The following is a 14,976-nucleotide window of genomic DNA, read 5'->3' as shown; positions in this document are numbered from 1 at the left end:
GTTTTTGGGTCTTTTGCGATGGATTACAGCAAGTTCTTCAGTGACGCGCTCAATCGTTTGCATGACGAGCGCCGCTATCGTGTCTTCGCCGATCTCGAGCGCATTGCCGGTCGGTTCCCGCATGCGGTCTGGCACACGCCGCAGGGCCCGCGCAATGTCGTGATCTGGTGCTCCAACGATTACCTCGGCATGGGCCAGCACCCGAAAGTGGTCGGCGCCATGGTCGAGACTGCGACCCGCGTCGGCACCGGCGCCGGCGGCACCCGCAACATCGCAGGCACCCATCATCCGCTGGTGCAGCTCGAGGAAGAACTCGCGGACCTCCACGGCAAGCAGGCGGCCCTGCTGTTCACCTCTGGCTATGTCTCGAACCAGACCGGCATTTCGACGCTCGCCAAGCTGATGCCGAATTGCCTGATCTTGTCCGACGCGCTCAACCACAATTCGATGATCGAAGGCATCCGGCAGGCCGGCTGCGACCGCGTGGTGTTCCGCCATAACGACGTCGCGCATCTCGAAGAGCTGCTGAGGGCTGCCGATCCCGCGCGGCCGAAACTGATCGCCTGCGAGAGCCTGTATTCGATGGACGGCGACATCGCGCCACTGGCTGCGATCTGCGATCTCGCCGAACGTTATGGCGCGATGACCTATGTGGATGAAGTCCATGCGGTCGGCATGTATGGCCCACGCGGCGGCGGCATCGCCGAGCGCGACGGCGTGATGCATCGCATCGACGTACTCGAAGGCACGCTCGCCAAAGCCTATGGCTGCCTCGGCGGCTATATCGCAGCAAACAAGGACATTGTAGACGCCGTGCGCTCCTATGCGCCGGGCTTTATCTTCACCACCGCGCTCCCGCCGGCGATCTGCTCGGCCGCGACTGCAGCGATCAAGCACCTGAAGAGCTCGAGCTGGGAACGTGAGCGCCATCAGGATCGCGCTGCGCGGGTCAAGGCGATCCTCACCGCGGCCGGCATTCCGGTGATGTCCACCGACACCCATATCGTGCCGGTGTTCGTCGGCGATGCCGAACTCTGCAAGAAGGCCTGCGATCTGCTGCTCGAAGATCACGGCATCTACATCCAGCCCATCAATTATCCCACCGTCGCCAAAGGCGCCGAGCGCCTCCGCATCACGCCGTCGCCCTATCACGACGACGTGCTGATCGATCACCTCGCGGAATCGCTGCTGCAGGTGTGGGATGAACTCGGCCTGCCACTGCGCACCAAGGCGCTGGCAGCGGAGTAATAGCATGCTCCGCCCCTCATGGTGAGGAGCGCGCCCTTGCGCGCGTCTCGAACCATGAGATGATGCGCACCGGCGCTTCCCGCCATCCTTCGAGACGCGGCCAAGTGGCCGCTCCTCAGGATGAGGGCGGAGCTTGCTGCGGCTCACCTGAAGGACATCCCTTGGACATCATCTGGAAAGGTATTCTCGGCGGGCTCCTCACCGCCCTGATTGCCTGGTTGTCCAAACGGGGCAACACGCTGCCCGGCATTCTGCCGTTGTTTCCGACCTTTGCGATCATTGCGCTCCTCATCGTCGGCGCAAAAGGCGACAGCGCGGGCTTCCGGGAAGCCTGCATGGCCGGCGCGAAGACCATTCCGGCCTATCTCGCTTTTCTCGGCATCTGCTATCTCACGGTCGGCACGTTCGATTACCGCCTCGCTCTGCTGGCCGGCGTGACCGCCTGGCTGTTCATTATCCTGATCGCCTTTTTCGGCCCGCGCTGGATTTAACGACGATCCGGCATTCCCCGGCGTCCGGCCAAATCCCTGTCGCCTGCACCGGCGCAACCGGCTAGATTTTCGCCTGACGGACGGGCTTCAGCCCGCCAAAGGGAGCACGCGCGATGCTGCACGACTGGGGCGTGATTGTTGCCGCCCTCTGCTACATCGGATTTCTGTTTTGCGTCGCCAGCTATGGCGACCGGATCGCCCTGTTCCAGAGCGGCCGCGCCAAGGCCGTCATCTATCCGCTGTCGCTGGCGATCTATTGCACGTCATGGACGTTCTTCGGCTCGGTCGGCGTGGCCAGCCGGACCAGCGTGGATTTCCTCGCGATCTATGTCGGCCCGATCCTGTTCTTTGCCTTCTTCTCGCCGGTGCTGCGGCGTGTGATCCATCTCGCCAAGACCCAGAACATCACCTCGATCGCCGACTTCATCGCCGCGCGCTACGGCAAGAGCCAGGCCGTCGCCGCTACCGTGGCCGTGATCGCCATCATCGGTTCGGTTCCGTACATTGCGCTGCAGCTGAAAGCCGTCGCATCGTCGCTGGAAACGATCCTCGGCGAAGACAAGGCCATTGCCGGCGTTCCCATCGTCGGCGACATGGCGCTGGTCGTGACTCTCGCCATGGCGATGTTCGCCGTCCTGTTCGGCACGAGGCAGACCAATGCGACCGAGCATCAGCACGGCTTGATGCTCGCCGTGGCGACCGAATCCATCGTCAAGCTGGTGGTGTTCATCATCGCCGGCGCCTTCGTGACATTCTGGATGTTCGGCCCCTCGGAGCTGGTCGAGCGCGCGATGAAGACACCAGAGGCGATGCGCGCCATCAACTATGTGCCGTCGTTCGGCAATTTCCTCACGATGGTGCTGCTGTCGTTCTGCGCCATCATGCTGCTGCCCCGGCAGTTCCACGTCAGCGTCGTCGAAAATTCCAGCGACTCCGAAGTGAGTCGCGCGCGCTGGCTGTTTCCCACCTATCTGATCGCCATCAACCTGTTCGTCATTCCGATCGCCCTGGCGGGCCTCGTGACCTTTCCGTTCGGCGCCGTCGACAGCGACATGTATGTACTGGCGCTGCCGATCGAAGCTGGCTCCAGCACGCTCAGCATGGCGGTGTTCATCGGCGGCTTATCGGCTGCCACCGCGATGGTGATCGTCGAATGCGTTGCGCTGGCCATTATGGTGTCCAACGATATCGTGTTGCCACTGGTCTTGCGGCGCGGGCCACAGACGCAGAATGAGCAGACCGACTTCGGCAACTTCCTGCTGAAGGCGCGGCGCTTCTCGATCTTCGCCATCATGGTGATGGCCTATTTCTATTTCCGCGCGCTCGGCAATACGCAACTGGCTGCCATCGGCCTGCTGTCATTTGCGGCCATCGCGCAACTCGCTCCAGCTTTCTTTGGCGGGCTGATCTGGCGGCGCGCAACTGCCCGTGGCGCCATGGGCGGCATGGTGGTCGGCTTCATCGTCTGGGCCTATACGCTGTTCATCCCGAGCTTCCTTGAAGGCAGCACCGCAGGCGTCCTGTTCCTGCAGCACGGCCCCTTCGGCATCGAGGCGTTGCGGCCACAGGACCTGCTCGGCACCGAACTGCCACCGCTGCTGCACGGCACGCTCTGGAGCCTGTCGCTCAATATCCTGACCTATATCGTGCTCTCGCTGATGCGGGCGCCGTCGTCGATCGAACGGCTGCAGGCCGATGTCTTCGTGCCTAATACGCTGGCGCCGATCACACCGGCGTTCCGGCGCTGGCGGACCACAGTCACGGTGCAGGATATCCTCAGCACCGTGACCCAATATCTCGGCCCGGACCGCGCGCGTGAATCCTTCGATGCTTTCGCCACGCGTCGCCGTGTCGATCTCGATCCAGCCGCGCCTGCGGATTTCGAATTGCTGCAGCACGCAGAATATCTGATCGCGTCATCGATTGGCGCAGCCTCGTCCCGCGTGGTGATGTCGCTGCTGCTGCGCAAGCGCACGGTGTCGGCCAAGGCGGCCTTGAAGCTGCTCGACGATTCCCATGCGGCGCTGCATTTCAATCGCGAGATCCTGCAGACTGCACTCAATCACGTCCGCCAGGGCATCGCCGTCTTCAACCCCGACCTGCAGCTGATTGTGTCAAACCGGCAGTTCGGCGAACTGCTCGGCCTGCCGCCGCAGATCGTGCAGATCGGCATTCCGCTGCGGGAGATTCTGGAATTCATCGGCATCCAGAGCGCATCGCCCTATGGCGACAACGAAACCCTGACACAGGCGCGGTTGGCTGCCTACACCACCGAGGGCGAGCCTTATCTTGAACGTCTTCAGGATCGCCAGATCGTCATCGAGGTGCGTACCAACAAGATGCCTGATGGCGGGCTCGTGCTCACCTTCTCCGACGTCACGCCCAGCTTCGAGGCAGCAGAAGCGCTGGAGCGCGCCAATGCCACGCTGGAAAAACGCGTCCGCGACCGCACTGAGGAGCTGACGCGACTGAATTCCGAACTGGCGCTCGCCAAGAGCACTGCGGAAGACGCCAATATCTCAAAGACCCGCTTTCTGGCCGCCGCCAGTCACGACATTCTGCAGCCGCTCAACGCCGCAAGGCTCTATGTCACCAGCCTGGTCGAACGAAAGAGCGGCGGCGAGGATGCCCGGCTGGTCGAGAATATCGACGACTCGCTGGAGGCCATCGAGGAAATCCTCGGAGCGCTGCTCGACATCTCGCGCCTGGATGCGGGCGCCATGATGCCTGCGATTTCCAGCTTCCGCATCGGCGACCTGATGCGCTCGCTCGAGATCGAATATGCACCGATTGCACACGCCCGCGGCGTCAAGCTCACATTCGTGCCGTGCTCACTGCCCGTCGAATCCGATCGCCTGATGCTGCGGCGTCTGCTGCAGAACCTGATCTCGAACGCGATCAAATACACGCCGCATGGCCGCGTCCTGGTCGGCTGCCGGCGCCGCGGCAAGGCCTTGCAGATCGGCATCTACGATACCGGCGTCGGCATCCCGATTCTCAAGCGCGGCGAGATCTTCAAGGAATTTCACCGGCTCGAACAAGGCGCACGAATCGCGCGCGGCCTTGGGCTCGGCCTGTCGATCGTCAAGCGCCTCGCCCATGTGCTCAATCACGGCATCGCGCTGGATTCCAATCGCAGCGGTGGCTCATTCTTCTCGGTGACGGTGCCCGTCGCCAAGGCGATCAATCACACCACCGCGGTCACTAGCGCGACGCCGCTGTCGAAGTCACCTATGTCGGGCACACTCGTTGTCTGTATCGAGAACGACATGGCGATTCTCGATGGCATGAAGACGCTGTTGCAGGCCTGGGGAGCCGAGGTTGTCGCCGTCCCTGATCCGGAAGCCGCGATGAATGCGATCGCCGAAATCCAGGGCTCAGGCCGGCGCCTGACGGGCCTGCTGGTCGATTACCATCTCGACCGCGGCAACGGCGTCGCCGCGATCCGGGAAATCCGCAACCGTTTCGGCAAGGAGATCCCGGCCATCCTGATCACCGCCGACCGCAGCCCGCATGTGCAATCGGCTGCACGGCAGGACAAGATCGCCGTGTTAAACAAGCCGGTCAAACCGGCGTCGCTGCGCGCGCTGCTCGGGCAATGGCGCACGCAGCAGATGATCGCGGCGGAATAGTCCGATTATTGCGGCGTCTGTTCGCCCTGGCGCCACTGGCCGCCGGCGATCTTTGCGGCGGCGATGACGGCCTGGGTGCGGCTCTCGACACCGAGCTTCTGCAGGATCGCCGAGACATGCGCCTTGATGGTCGCTTCTGACACGCCAAGCTCATAGGCGATCTGCTTGTTGAGCAGACCCTGCGACAGCATCATCAGCACGCGGACCTGCTGCGGTGTCAGCGTCACCAGCCGATCGCGCAGTTTGCTCATTTCCGGATCGGCCGCTGCGGACATGTCGACGTCCGGTGGAACCCAGACGTCGCCATCCATCACGCGCACGATGGCATCGCGCAGCGTATCGACGCCGAAGCGCTTTGGAATGAAGCCTGACGCGCCAAAGTCCAGCGATTGGCGGATCGTACCGACGTCATCGCTGGCGGAGACGATAACCACTGGAATCGCAGGATACTGTGCTCGGAGGTAAATCAGTCCCGAGAATCCTGATATCCCCGGCATCGACAGATCGAGCAGGATCAGATCGACGTCGGAATCCCGTTCCAGCAGTTTGGTCAGATCCTCGAATGTACCGGCTTCATCGACCGTGGTCGTCGGCAGCACACTGCTGACCGCCTGCCGCAATGCACCGCGGAACAACGGATGATCGTCGGCAATAATGAGGCGCGAGGGAGCGATAACGGTCATCAAAATCCATGCAAAAATCTTGCGGCGAACCAGCGACCGCGTTGAGACGACGCGCAAAAGCGCATTTCGCCACAAGTGTCCCCCGCGCGACAACGTCTTGCAAGCGCCCAATGCTGCCACGCGGTAAATTGGTGAACGCGGGCCATTGTGCGGCGCAATATTTCATATGCACGCGCACGTCCGGAAGGACGTTTTCGCCACTGCGACGTCTGCGCACAGCCCCCTTGCGCACGGCCTAAAGTCGTATTGGGTCGCATTTCCCCGCAATGCTACCTTTTGCATCGAAGTTCTCTGCAATGAGCCGACAGAAGTTCGGCGCAGCGAGCGAGAAGCCACAATAAATTTTGCAACGGATTTGGGGAGCGATTCAAACATGTCCACCATCGCAGCAACATCGGCGAAAGCCCAAGGGATGACGAAGGACGAACGCTTCGTCATCTTCGCGTCATCGCTCGGCACTGTTTTCGAATGGTATGACTTCTACCTGTTCGGCTCGCTGGCCGGCATCATCGGCGCGCAATTTTTCGGCGTGATCGATCCCGCCACCAAGCTGCCGATGTTCAATCAGGCCACGCGCGACATCTTCGCGCTGCTGGCCTTCGCCGCGGGCTTCATCGTTCGTCCGTTTGGCGCCATCGTGTTCGGGCGCGTCGGCGACATCGTCGGCCGCAAGTATACGTTCCTCGTCACCATCCTCATCATGGGCCTGTCGACCTTCATCGTCGGCATCTTGCCTAATGCAGCGACCATCGGCATCGCAGCTCCGATCATCCTGATCGGCCTGCGCCTGCTGCAAGGCCTTGCGCTCGGCGGCGAATATGGCGGCGCGGCAACTTATGTGGCGGAGCACTCGCCGGCCGGCAAGCGTGGCTACTACACGTCGTTCATTCAGACCACGGCCACGCTCGGCCTGTTCCTATCGCTGCTCGTGATCCTGTTCACGCGGTCGGCGCTGGGTGAGCCTGAATTCGCCGCCTGGGGCTGGAGAATTCCGTTCCTAGTCTCGGTGGTTCTGCTCGGCATCTCGGTCTGGATCCGTCTGCGCCTGAATGAATCGCCCGTGTTCCAGAAGATGAAGGACGAGGGCAAGGGCTCCAAGGCTCCGCTCACCGAAGCCTTCGGCAACTGGAGCAACGCCAAGATCGTGCTGATCGCACTGTTCGGCGGCGTGATGGGCCAGGGCGTGGTCTGGTACACCGGCCAGTTCTACGCGCTGTTCTTCATGCAATCGATCCTCAAGGTCGACGGTTACACCGCGAATCTCCTGATCGCGTGGTCGCTGCTGCTCGGCACCGGCTTCTTCGTGTTCTGGGGCGCCCTGTCCGACAAGATCGGCCGCAAGCCGATCATTCTGGCAGGCTGCCTGATCGCAGCGCTGACCTTCTTCCCGATCTTCCGGATGATCACCACCAACGCCAACCCGACGCTGGAAAAGGCGATCGAGACCGTGAAGGTGGAAGTCGTTTCAGATCCCGCGCTTTGCGGCGATCTGTTCAACCCGGTCGGCACCCGCGTGTTCTCCACGCCTTGCGATACGGCCCGCGCCTATCTGGCCCAGTCGTCGGTCAAGTACTCGACCGCCTACGGTGCAGCGGGCTCGGGCGTGAAGGTCGTCGTCAACGGCAAGGACGTGCCCTACACCGCGGCTGCAGCGTCGAACCCGCAGGTTCTCGCAGCGGTTCAGGCGGCGGGCTATCCCAAGGCGGGCGACGCGCAGATCGTGAAGATGGCGCATCCGTTCGATATCTTCCGTCCGCAGGTCGCGGCGGTGATCGGACTGCTGTTCGTCCTGGTGCTGTTCGTGACCATGGTCTACGGGCCGATCGCGGCAATGCTGGTCGAACTGTTCCCGACCAAGATCCGCTACACCTCGATGTCGCTGCCCTACCACATCGGCAACGGCTGGTTCGGCGGACTTCTCCCGGCGACCGCCTTCGCCATCGTGGCCTCGACCGGCGATATCTATGCCGGCTTGTGGTACCCGATCATCTTCGCGGCAATCACCGTGGTCGTCGGCTTCTTCTTCCTGCCGGAGACCAAGGACGTCGATATCAGCGCGAACTAATCTCGCCAAGCCGGCAGCCCAGGCTGCCGGCGGACACGACGACAACAAACGGCCGCGGAGCAATCCGCGGCCTTTTTTTGTTTCGGCAGATCTGCGAGCGTCAGGTCGCGCCGACGAACTGCAGCACCACCTCGCGGCGATGCGGGCGGGCGCGGTGTTCGATCAGATAGATGCCCTGCCAGGTTCCAAGCGCGAGCTTGCCTGACAGAACGGGGATGTGCAGCGAGGTCGCGGTCAGCATGGTACGAACATGCGCCGGCATGTCGTCGGGACCCTCCGTATCGTGCGTCCAGTTAAAATCCTGAGGCGCAAGACGATCGAGCGTTGTCATGAGATCGACCAGCACGGAAGGATCGGCGTTTTCCTGGATGGTTAGCGACGCTGAGGTATGGCGGATGAACAGCGTCAACGCACCTTCTCGGGCGCCGATCTCGCTCAGGAATTTGCCGACCTCGCGGGTCAGATCGACGAAACCCGCACCGGATGTCTGCACCGTCAGCAGCGACGACACGACAGTTTCGATGAGAACTGCAGACGGCGCGCTGCGCGTGATAGATCTGGCAGAGGTCACGACGTTCACCTTTCAACTGGTAGATCTTCTGATGAACCAAAACGCCCATATGGCGTTCCCACTTCAATCAAGATGGACAAGGGAAAACGCCATGAAGCCAAAAACATCAAGGGACATTCCGGGGCCGGGGCCACGCAAGGACGAACAGCGTGCGCAGGAGAAAGCTGTCATCAAGGACGCAGACAACACCGATCAAGCCGACCGCGACGCCATTCATGGCGACGGCGACAATATCGGGCTCGACCGCAAATAAGAGCTGCGCACTGCGTTAATCGTCGGAGCTAACCACGTCTGCGCGGTGAATTTCCTCGCCCTCCTCGTTGCGGACGGAAATGGCGAAGTGCTTGCCGCGGAGCTCGGGCCTGATCTTGTAAATATCGCCCGCGAGCTTGTCGGCGACCTCAGCGGCCAGCAATTCATTGCGCAAAATCTGCCCGGAAGCGTCGGGCACGGTCGTCCCATCGACGAGATCAAAATAAAATCTCGGCATCAAAGTGCTCCCTTAAATCGAAAAACGTACGATTTGGCTCCTCTCTGCTAGTACCGAATTATTCTCTCAATATCGCCGCAAAGGCGCTGCGCATCATACCAGTCAAATATGCGAGCACTGCCATCCGGCGCGAAACTCGCAGCGCTCAGATTTTCCCGCTGGAATCGCGCTGGATGCGGCTTGCCATATCGACAAGGCGTCGCCACGCGTTTTCGACAAAGGCCATCACCCGATCGACATCGCGTTCGCTCGGCAGCGGAATCTCGATCTTCCTCTCGCCATCCGCACTCCCTGGTTTTCCGGGCTTCAGCGAATCCTGCTTCGGGAGCGCTTCATCGGTCTTGCCGGCGACGGCTGGACCACGCCCCGCAAGCTCCGCCTTCAGTCTGTCGTTGTCCCTCTGCAGCCGCCCTATCTCGGTATCGAGCGCGGCACGTTCATCCGGTAAAACATAGCAGGCCCAGCCGGATCCCTTATCCGTGCATGTCGAAACCGTGCCGGTGCGGGTATCCAGGCGGATGACGCCTTCAGCGATCGGCGACAGCGAATAACGGCCATTCTCGATGTCCGGGAGGGCCTGCGCAGACGCACTGACGGTCCCGGCCATCAGAACCGCGCCAATCCGCGCAGCGTATCGCATGGGCTGCCCGGGGAAGGTAAAACGCACCACAGCATTCTTCATGGAGATGCTCCGCGTTGCGAGTTCGGGGCGATAGCCACCTTTACTCTCAGATGTGCTCAGATTTGAGATTTGAAAGGCGCTCGCTTCGCCTTCAACGCATCTGCCAGCAATTCGAGCCGGTCCTGGCCCCAAAATACTTCACCGTTGAGCACATAGGCCGGCGAGCCGAACACGTCAGCCGCAATCGCCTCCTGACGGTTCTGTTCGTATATCGCAGCCACATCGCTGGACGCCGCGCGCTCTAGCAGTTTCGCGCCCGGCAGCCCCGAATCATCCGCCAGCCTGGTCAGCACGGCCGTGTCGCCGAGATTGAGCTGACCTTCCCAGACCGCAGGAAATGCGCGGCGCAGGAACGGGTCCGGATCGTGTCCGGCCTCGAGCGCCGCGATCACCAGACCGTCGGCGAGTCGGCCATCGAATGGCCAGTTCTTCGGCTGCAGATGGAAATCGAGACCGCGCTTGTCGCGCCAGCGCTGCAATTCAAGCATCCGGTAGCGCTGCCGCACCGGATGACGCTTGCCCAGCGGAAGGCCGCCGGTTTCCGAAAACAGATCGCCGAGAAATACCGGCTTATGATTCACCTTGAGATCATAAGTACTTACGAGATCGCGAAAGAGCGTGTGGCCGATATAGGCCCAGGGCGATGGCAGCGAAAAATAGTAGTCGATCTCTTGAGACATTCCGGGCTCCGGCAGGGGCGTTTTCAAACTCTGCGGTACTCCAACAGAGCGCCCTGCGCCGTGCAAGATAGATCACCTCGAAAGTCATTCTTGCGCTGCGGCGATCCCGCGCAGCGGGATTCGAATTTTGCCAATAAAATCAAATGAATCAAAGCACTAACAGGCGATCAGCGAATCTTGACTTGGCAAGATGCGCTAAGTATGGTCCGCCCGGCTTTGAAGGGTGATGGGGCGTTATTTCCAGCATTTGCAGCGTTATTTCGAGTGTCGCAAGCATGACGAACGGCACACGGGACGATGACAGCGAACGCAGAAACGATGGCAAATCGTCTCCCGATGAGGCTGCGCTTTCCGCAAGGCTCGGAAGTCTGAATCAGCGTCTGTCCAAACTTCAGGATGAGCGCAAACTTCAGACTGACCAATCCGAAACTGGAAGCGGAAACGCGCAGTCCAGGGCATCGGCCATGGCGGTGGGTCTCCGTCTTTCTTCGGAACTGGTCGCGGGCGTCGTCGTCGGAACGATTCTGGGCTGGGGCTTCGATCGTTTGCTGTCGACATCGCCGTGGGGGCTGATCGTTCTCATGCTGCTCGGCTTCGTCGCCGGCGTGATGAACGTGATGCGCTCGGCTGGGGTCGGAAAAAAAGCGGAATAAGAAATTCGCGCCCAAGACCTCTGCGTCGTTGGCGCAGCATTTGAGTGCCGGCTGTCCGGCAAGGAAACGCCGGACGTTCCGGCCGAATTGAAAGACCGACGTGGATGGCCGATCCGATCCATCAATTTGAGATCCACAAGATCTTCACCCTGGGCCATATCGGCAATCAGGAAATCGCCTTCACCAACTCATCGGCCTATATGTTCGGCGCCGTCGCCGTCGTGTCGCTGCTGATGATCGGCGGCAGCGCCGGACGTGCGCTGATCCCGAGCCGCTTCCAGTCGGTCGCCGAACTGTCCTTCGAATTCGTGTCGAATACGGTGCGCAGTAGCATCGGCGAAGAAGGCATGAAGTTCTTCCCGTTCGTGTTCTCGCTGTTCATGTTCATCCTGACGGCGAATCTGATCGGCATCATCCCCTATACCTTCACCGTCACCAGCCATCTGATCGTCGCCGTCGCGCTGGCATTGATGGTGTTCCTGACCGTGCTGCTCTACGGCCTCTACAAAAACGGTCTCGGCTTCTTCAAGCTGTTCGTGCCGCACGGTATTCCGATTTACATCCTGCCGCTGGTTACGGTGATCGAGGTGATCTCGTTCCTGTCCCGCCCGGTGTCGCATTCGGTCCGTCTGTTCGCCAACATGCTGGCCGGCCACATCACGCTGAAGGTTTTTGCCGGCTTCGTGACCTCGCTGAGCGCACTCGGCGCACTCGGCATTTTCGGTTCGGTGCTGCCGCTGGCCATGACCACGGCGCTGACCGCGCTGGAACTGCTGGTCGCCTTCCTGCAGGCCTATGTGTTCACGATCCTGACCTGCATCTATCTCAACGACGCACTTCATCCGGGCCACTAACCGCGTTTAGTGTTCTGGCGGAATTCCACCCCTCAACTGTCTTAATCCCCTATCCCAAGAAGGAGTTTTACTATGGATCCCATCGCAGCGAAGTACATCGGCGCCGGCATTGCTTGTCTCGGCATGGGTGGCGCTGGCATCGGCGTCGGCATGATCTTCAGCCAGTTCCTCAACGGTGCGCTCCGCAACCCGTCGGCTTCCCAGGGCCAGTTCGCTAACCTGATCTTCGGCTTCGCCGTGACCGAAGCGCTCGGCATCTTCTCGCTGCTGATCGCGCTGCTGCTGCTGTTCGCCGTCTAAGCTGAAAACGGATCCGGTTGCCGCTCCGTCCTGGAGCGCTTCCGATCGATAAGGAGACTGCTGTGGCTGAAGGTCAGGGCAAATCCAAGGGCGCCGATCACGGGACTGCCGCACACACTGCGGCAGACGGTGGTCACAAGGCGTCGTTTCCGCCGTTCGAGAGCAACACCTTCGCTTCACAGCTGGTGTCGTTCGCGATCGCGTTCGGCTTGCTCTATCTGATCGTGTCGCGTCTGGCGCTGCCCCGCGTCGGCGGCGTGCTTGCGGCCCGTCAGCAGGTTCTCGATACGGACCTGAACGAAGCCGCCAAGCTCAAGGGCGATTCGGACGCTGCATTGAAGGCTTACGAAACCGAACTCGCCAATGCTCGCGCCAAGGCGCAGGCGATAGCGACCGAAGTTCGTGAGAAGCTCAATGCGGAACAGGAGCAGGCCAAGGCGAAACTCGAAGAGAGCCTTGCCACCAAGCTTGCTGCAGCGGAGCAGACCATCGCCACCACCCGCGCAACGGCGATGGGCAATGTGCGCAGCATTGCTGCGGACACGGCCTCGGCGATCGTCGAACGCCTGACGGGCATCAACCCGGATGCAGGCGCCGTCAACGCCGCGCTCGACGCGTCGCTGAAAGGATAAACGGATGTTCGGACTTCAAGCTGAATTCTGGGTCGCCGTCGCTTTTGTCCTTCTGATGGCGGTTTTCGGCTGGTTCGGTATTCACCGCACCATCCTGACGGCGCTCGACCACCGCAGCGTCCGCATCAAGCAGGAACTCGACGACGCCCGTCGCCTGCGCGATGAAGCCGCCGCGCTGCTCGCAGACTACAAGAAGCGTCATGCCGCGGCCGAGCGCGAAGCGCAGGACATCATCACGTCCGCCAAGGAAGAGGCCGAGCGCATAGCCGCGGAAGCCAAGACCAAGATGGAAGATTTTGTCGCTCGCCGCACCAAGAGCGCCGAGGGCAAGATCGCGATGGCGGAAGCCCAGGCTATCGCAGACGTTCGCGCAGCCGCAGCCGAAGCCGCAGTGAATGCGGCAGCCTCGGTACTGTCGCAGTCCGTAAAGGGCTCGGTGGCCGACGACCTGATCGCCAAGGGTATCGGCGAAGTTCGCTCCAAGTTGAACTAAGCGAAAGACTTCAAACTGAAAAAGCCGGCGCGAGATGATCGCGCCGGCTTTTTTGTTGGCTCGGACAACCCTTAGCGCCGCTTCCGTGCGGGTGCCTGCGATTTCAGGGCCTGCGGATCGAAGCCGATATAGAAGATGTAGGAATCGCCTGCAGTGCCTGTGGGCACGGGATAAACAAGATCCTCACCGACCAGGCTGAACGGCACGCTGGTCTCGCTGCCTATCTGCACATTGGTCTGGAACACCTTGGTGGCGATGGTCTTCGGCGTCACGCCCTCCTGCACCACGGCGACACGCAGCGGCACATCGACCACTGCTGGCGCGCCGGCCGGCCCGACGATGACGCGGCCCTGGATGCCGATCTTGACCGAGATCTGACCGCCATTGAGATCGCAGGAGCGCGCTGTCCGGGTGATGGTGGCCTGGAAAGCCAGATCGTTGCCGACCGCAGGCTTGCCCGCAGCGCCGACCGCATAGGTCGAGGCGCCCGGCCGGATGCTGACGCTCGGGCAGGTCAGATCGTTCTCATCGGTCTGCGGCGACTGCGGCGCGCCGACCTCGGTGGACTTGCCCGAGAACAACTGGGTGAAGCGATCGGTCATCGACGGACTGCCGCCGCCGCTGCTGCTCGGCGAACCGCCGCCGAACATGCTGCCGCCGCCGCAACCGGCCAGTGTCAGGCTTGCTGCAGTGATCACCAGCAGGCTGCGGAGCGCGCCGGTGCGGCCGCTGATCGGCATCGAACGAATGTTGCGCATTATGAAGATATCCCCGGAAATTCAGTCGTTTGCGCAGCCCCGCCCAAGGCGTGCGCAGGGCCTTATAACAGCGCAATGGCGGCGAACCCAAGGCGCTTGAGACAGGACAGATGCGCGCCATTGCGCCACATCCGGACATCGCGTTGCAACACGACTACCCGCGGAAGTCCTCATGCAGCATGCCGTAAAGCAGGTGGTCCTGCCAGATGCCATTGATGCAGAGATAACGCCGCGCCAGTCCCTCGCGCGAGAAGCCACACTTCTCCAGCACCCGCACCGACGGCAGGTTGGTGGGAATGCAGGCCGCCTCGATGCGGTGCAGGTTCAATTCGCCGAACAAGGTTGGCAACAGCACCCGCAGCGCCGCGGTCATGACGCCCTGCCCCGTATAGGGTTGGCCGACCCAGTAGCCGATGGTGCCCGCCTGGACGATGCCCCGGCGCACATTGGCCAGCGTCACGCCGCCCAGCAGCGTGCCATCGGACTCGCGAAACACCAGAAACGGATAGGCGCGATCAGCGGACGCATCGTCAGCATAGCGGCGTAACCGGCGGCGAAAGCCGGAGCGCGTCAGGTCGTCTGACGGCCAGATCGGCTCCCACGGCGTGAGATAACCCCGGCTCAGCTCACGCAGATCGGCCCATTGCGGAAAATCGCTCATCACGGGCGCGCGCAATGCAACGCCGTAGCCGCGCGGCGCCAGCGCCGCCGGCACGCTTGATGGCAAACGAAACAGGGCCATAG

17 protein-coding genes are annotated in these 14,976 nt (G+C 61.6%); 10 read left to right on the top strand and 7 right to left on the bottom strand.

Annotation, left to right across the window (positions count from 1 at the left end; all coding sequences use genetic code 11):
- Window positions 1-18 precede the first annotated feature (18 nt).
- The 3 genes from hemA to AB8A50_RS23915 all read left to right on the top strand — a co-directional run bounded on the left by hemA (window position 19) and on the right by AB8A50_RS23915 (window position 5,371).
- Window positions 19-1,248, top strand: coding sequence for a 5-aminolevulinate synthase (gene hemA, locus AB8A50_RS23925; RefSeq protein WP_439079123.1), 1,230 nt, complete (start codon window positions 19-21; stop codon window positions 1,246-1,248).
- A gap of 59 nt (window positions 1,249-1,307) precedes the next feature.
- Window positions 1,308-1,739: a GlpM family protein gene (locus tag AB8A50_RS23920; protein WP_439079122.1), complete on the top strand. Its 432-nt coding sequence runs from the start codon at window positions 1,308-1,310 to the stop codon at window positions 1,737-1,739.
- 113 nt (window positions 1,740-1,852) lie between these two features.
- On the top strand, window positions 1,853-5,371 hold the full coding sequence (locus AB8A50_RS23915) for a NahK/ErcS family hybrid sensor histidine kinase/response regulator (protein WP_439079120.1): 3,519 nt from the start codon (window positions 1,853-1,855) through the stop codon (window positions 5,369-5,371).
- A 5-nt stretch (window positions 5,372-5,376) separates the two neighbouring features.
- On the opposite strand, the gene AB8A50_RS23910 is transcribed toward AB8A50_RS23915, so the two are convergent.
- Window positions 5,377-6,054 carry a response regulator gene (locus tag AB8A50_RS23910; protein WP_439079119.1) on the bottom strand — a complete coding sequence of 226 codons (678 nt, stop codon included), beginning with the start codon at window positions 6,052-6,054 and terminating at the stop codon, window positions 5,377-5,379.
- A 412-nt stretch (window positions 6,055-6,466) separates the two neighbouring features.
- On the opposite strand from AB8A50_RS23910, the gene AB8A50_RS23905 reads away from it, so the two are divergent.
- Window positions 6,467-8,119, top strand: coding sequence for an MFS transporter (locus AB8A50_RS23905; protein WP_374725619.1), 1,653 nt, complete (start codon window positions 6,467-6,469; stop codon window positions 8,117-8,119).
- A gap of 100 nt (window positions 8,120-8,219) precedes the next feature.
- On the opposite strand, the gene AB8A50_RS23900 is transcribed toward AB8A50_RS23905, so the two are convergent.
- Window positions 8,220-8,690 (bottom strand): secondary thiamine-phosphate synthase enzyme YjbQ, encoded by a 471-nt coding sequence (locus AB8A50_RS23900; protein ID WP_439079118.1) that lies wholly within the window; start codon window positions 8,688-8,690, stop codon window positions 8,220-8,222.
- Here AB8A50_RS23900 and AB8A50_RS23895 point away from each other — a divergent pair.
- Complete coding sequence (locus tag AB8A50_RS23895; protein WP_439080066.1) at window positions 8,641-8,943, top strand: hypothetical protein; 303 nt, start codon at window positions 8,641-8,643, stop codon at window positions 8,941-8,943. The two genes, AB8A50_RS23900 and AB8A50_RS23895, sit on opposite strands and share 50 nt — an antisense overlap.
- Window positions 8,944-8,958: 15 nt before the next feature.
- Here the strand turns inward: AB8A50_RS23895 and AB8A50_RS23890 are convergent, their stop codons facing one another.
- The 3 genes from AB8A50_RS23890 to AB8A50_RS23880 form a co-directional block, all read right to left on the bottom strand.
- Window positions 8,959-9,180, bottom strand: a complete 222-nt coding sequence (locus AB8A50_RS23890) for a DUF6894 family protein (RefSeq protein ID WP_089266842.1) — start codon at window positions 9,178-9,180, stop codon at window positions 8,959-8,961.
- Between the two features lie 145 nt (window positions 9,181-9,325).
- Window positions 9,326-9,862 carry a hypothetical protein gene (locus AB8A50_RS23885; protein WP_439079116.1) on the bottom strand — a complete coding sequence of 179 codons (537 nt, stop codon included), beginning with the start codon at window positions 9,860-9,862 and terminating at the stop codon, window positions 9,326-9,328.
- A 56-nt stretch (window positions 9,863-9,918) separates the two neighbouring features.
- Window positions 9,919-10,542, bottom strand: coding sequence for a 2-hydroxychromene-2-carboxylate isomerase (locus AB8A50_RS23880; protein WP_120288171.1), 624 nt, complete (start codon window positions 10,540-10,542; stop codon window positions 9,919-9,921).
- Window positions 10,543-10,817: 275 nt separating this feature from the next.
- Between AB8A50_RS23880 and AB8A50_RS23875 the strand changes: the two genes are divergently transcribed.
- The 5 genes from AB8A50_RS23875 (at window position 10,818) to AB8A50_RS23855 (ending at window position 13,474) form a co-directional block, all read left to right on the top strand.
- Window positions 10,818-11,195 carry an AtpZ/AtpI family protein gene (locus tag AB8A50_RS23875; RefSeq protein ID WP_089266840.1) on the top strand — a complete coding sequence of 126 codons (378 nt, stop codon included), beginning with the start codon at window positions 10,818-10,820 and terminating at the stop codon, window positions 11,193-11,195.
- Window positions 11,196-11,299: 104 nt separating this feature from the next.
- Entirely contained in the window at window positions 11,300-12,049 is a 750-nt protein-coding gene (locus tag AB8A50_RS23870; RefSeq protein ID WP_089266839.1) for a F0F1 ATP synthase subunit A, read from the top strand.
- Between the two features lie 72 nt (window positions 12,050-12,121).
- Window positions 12,122-12,349, top strand: a complete 228-nt coding sequence (locus AB8A50_RS23865; protein WP_068732626.1) for a F0F1 ATP synthase subunit C — start codon at window positions 12,122-12,124, stop codon at window positions 12,347-12,349.
- 62 nt (window positions 12,350-12,411) lie between these two features.
- Complete coding sequence (locus AB8A50_RS23860) at window positions 12,412-12,981, top strand: F0F1 ATP synthase subunit B family protein (RefSeq protein WP_439079115.1); 570 nt, start codon at window positions 12,412-12,414, stop codon at window positions 12,979-12,981.
- 4 nt (window positions 12,982-12,985) lie between these two features.
- Window positions 12,986-13,474 (top strand): F0F1 ATP synthase subunit B family protein, encoded by a 489-nt coding sequence (locus AB8A50_RS23855; protein WP_068732624.1) that lies wholly within the window; start codon window positions 12,986-12,988, stop codon window positions 13,472-13,474.
- Between the two features lie 71 nt (window positions 13,475-13,545).
- Here the strand turns inward: AB8A50_RS23855 and AB8A50_RS23850 are convergent, their stop codons facing one another.
- Window positions 13,546-14,232, bottom strand: a complete 687-nt coding sequence (locus tag AB8A50_RS23850) for a hypothetical protein (protein WP_439079114.1) — start codon at window positions 14,230-14,232, stop codon at window positions 13,546-13,548.
- 154 nt (window positions 14,233-14,386) lie between these two features.
- Window positions 14,387-14,974, bottom strand: coding sequence for a GNAT family N-acetyltransferase (locus AB8A50_RS23845; RefSeq protein WP_309940551.1), 588 nt, complete (start codon window positions 14,972-14,974; stop codon window positions 14,387-14,389).
- Between the last annotated feature and the right edge of the window lie 2 nt (window positions 14,975-14,976).

Source organism: Tardiphaga sp. 841_E9_N1_2, from assembly GCF_051811065.1.
Taxonomy (GTDB): Bacteria; Pseudomonadota; Alphaproteobacteria; order Rhizobiales; family Xanthobacteraceae; genus Tardiphaga; species Tardiphaga robiniae.
Note: the sequence above shows the minus strand (reverse complement) of the source record. Positions and strands in the feature narration are given on the sequence as shown.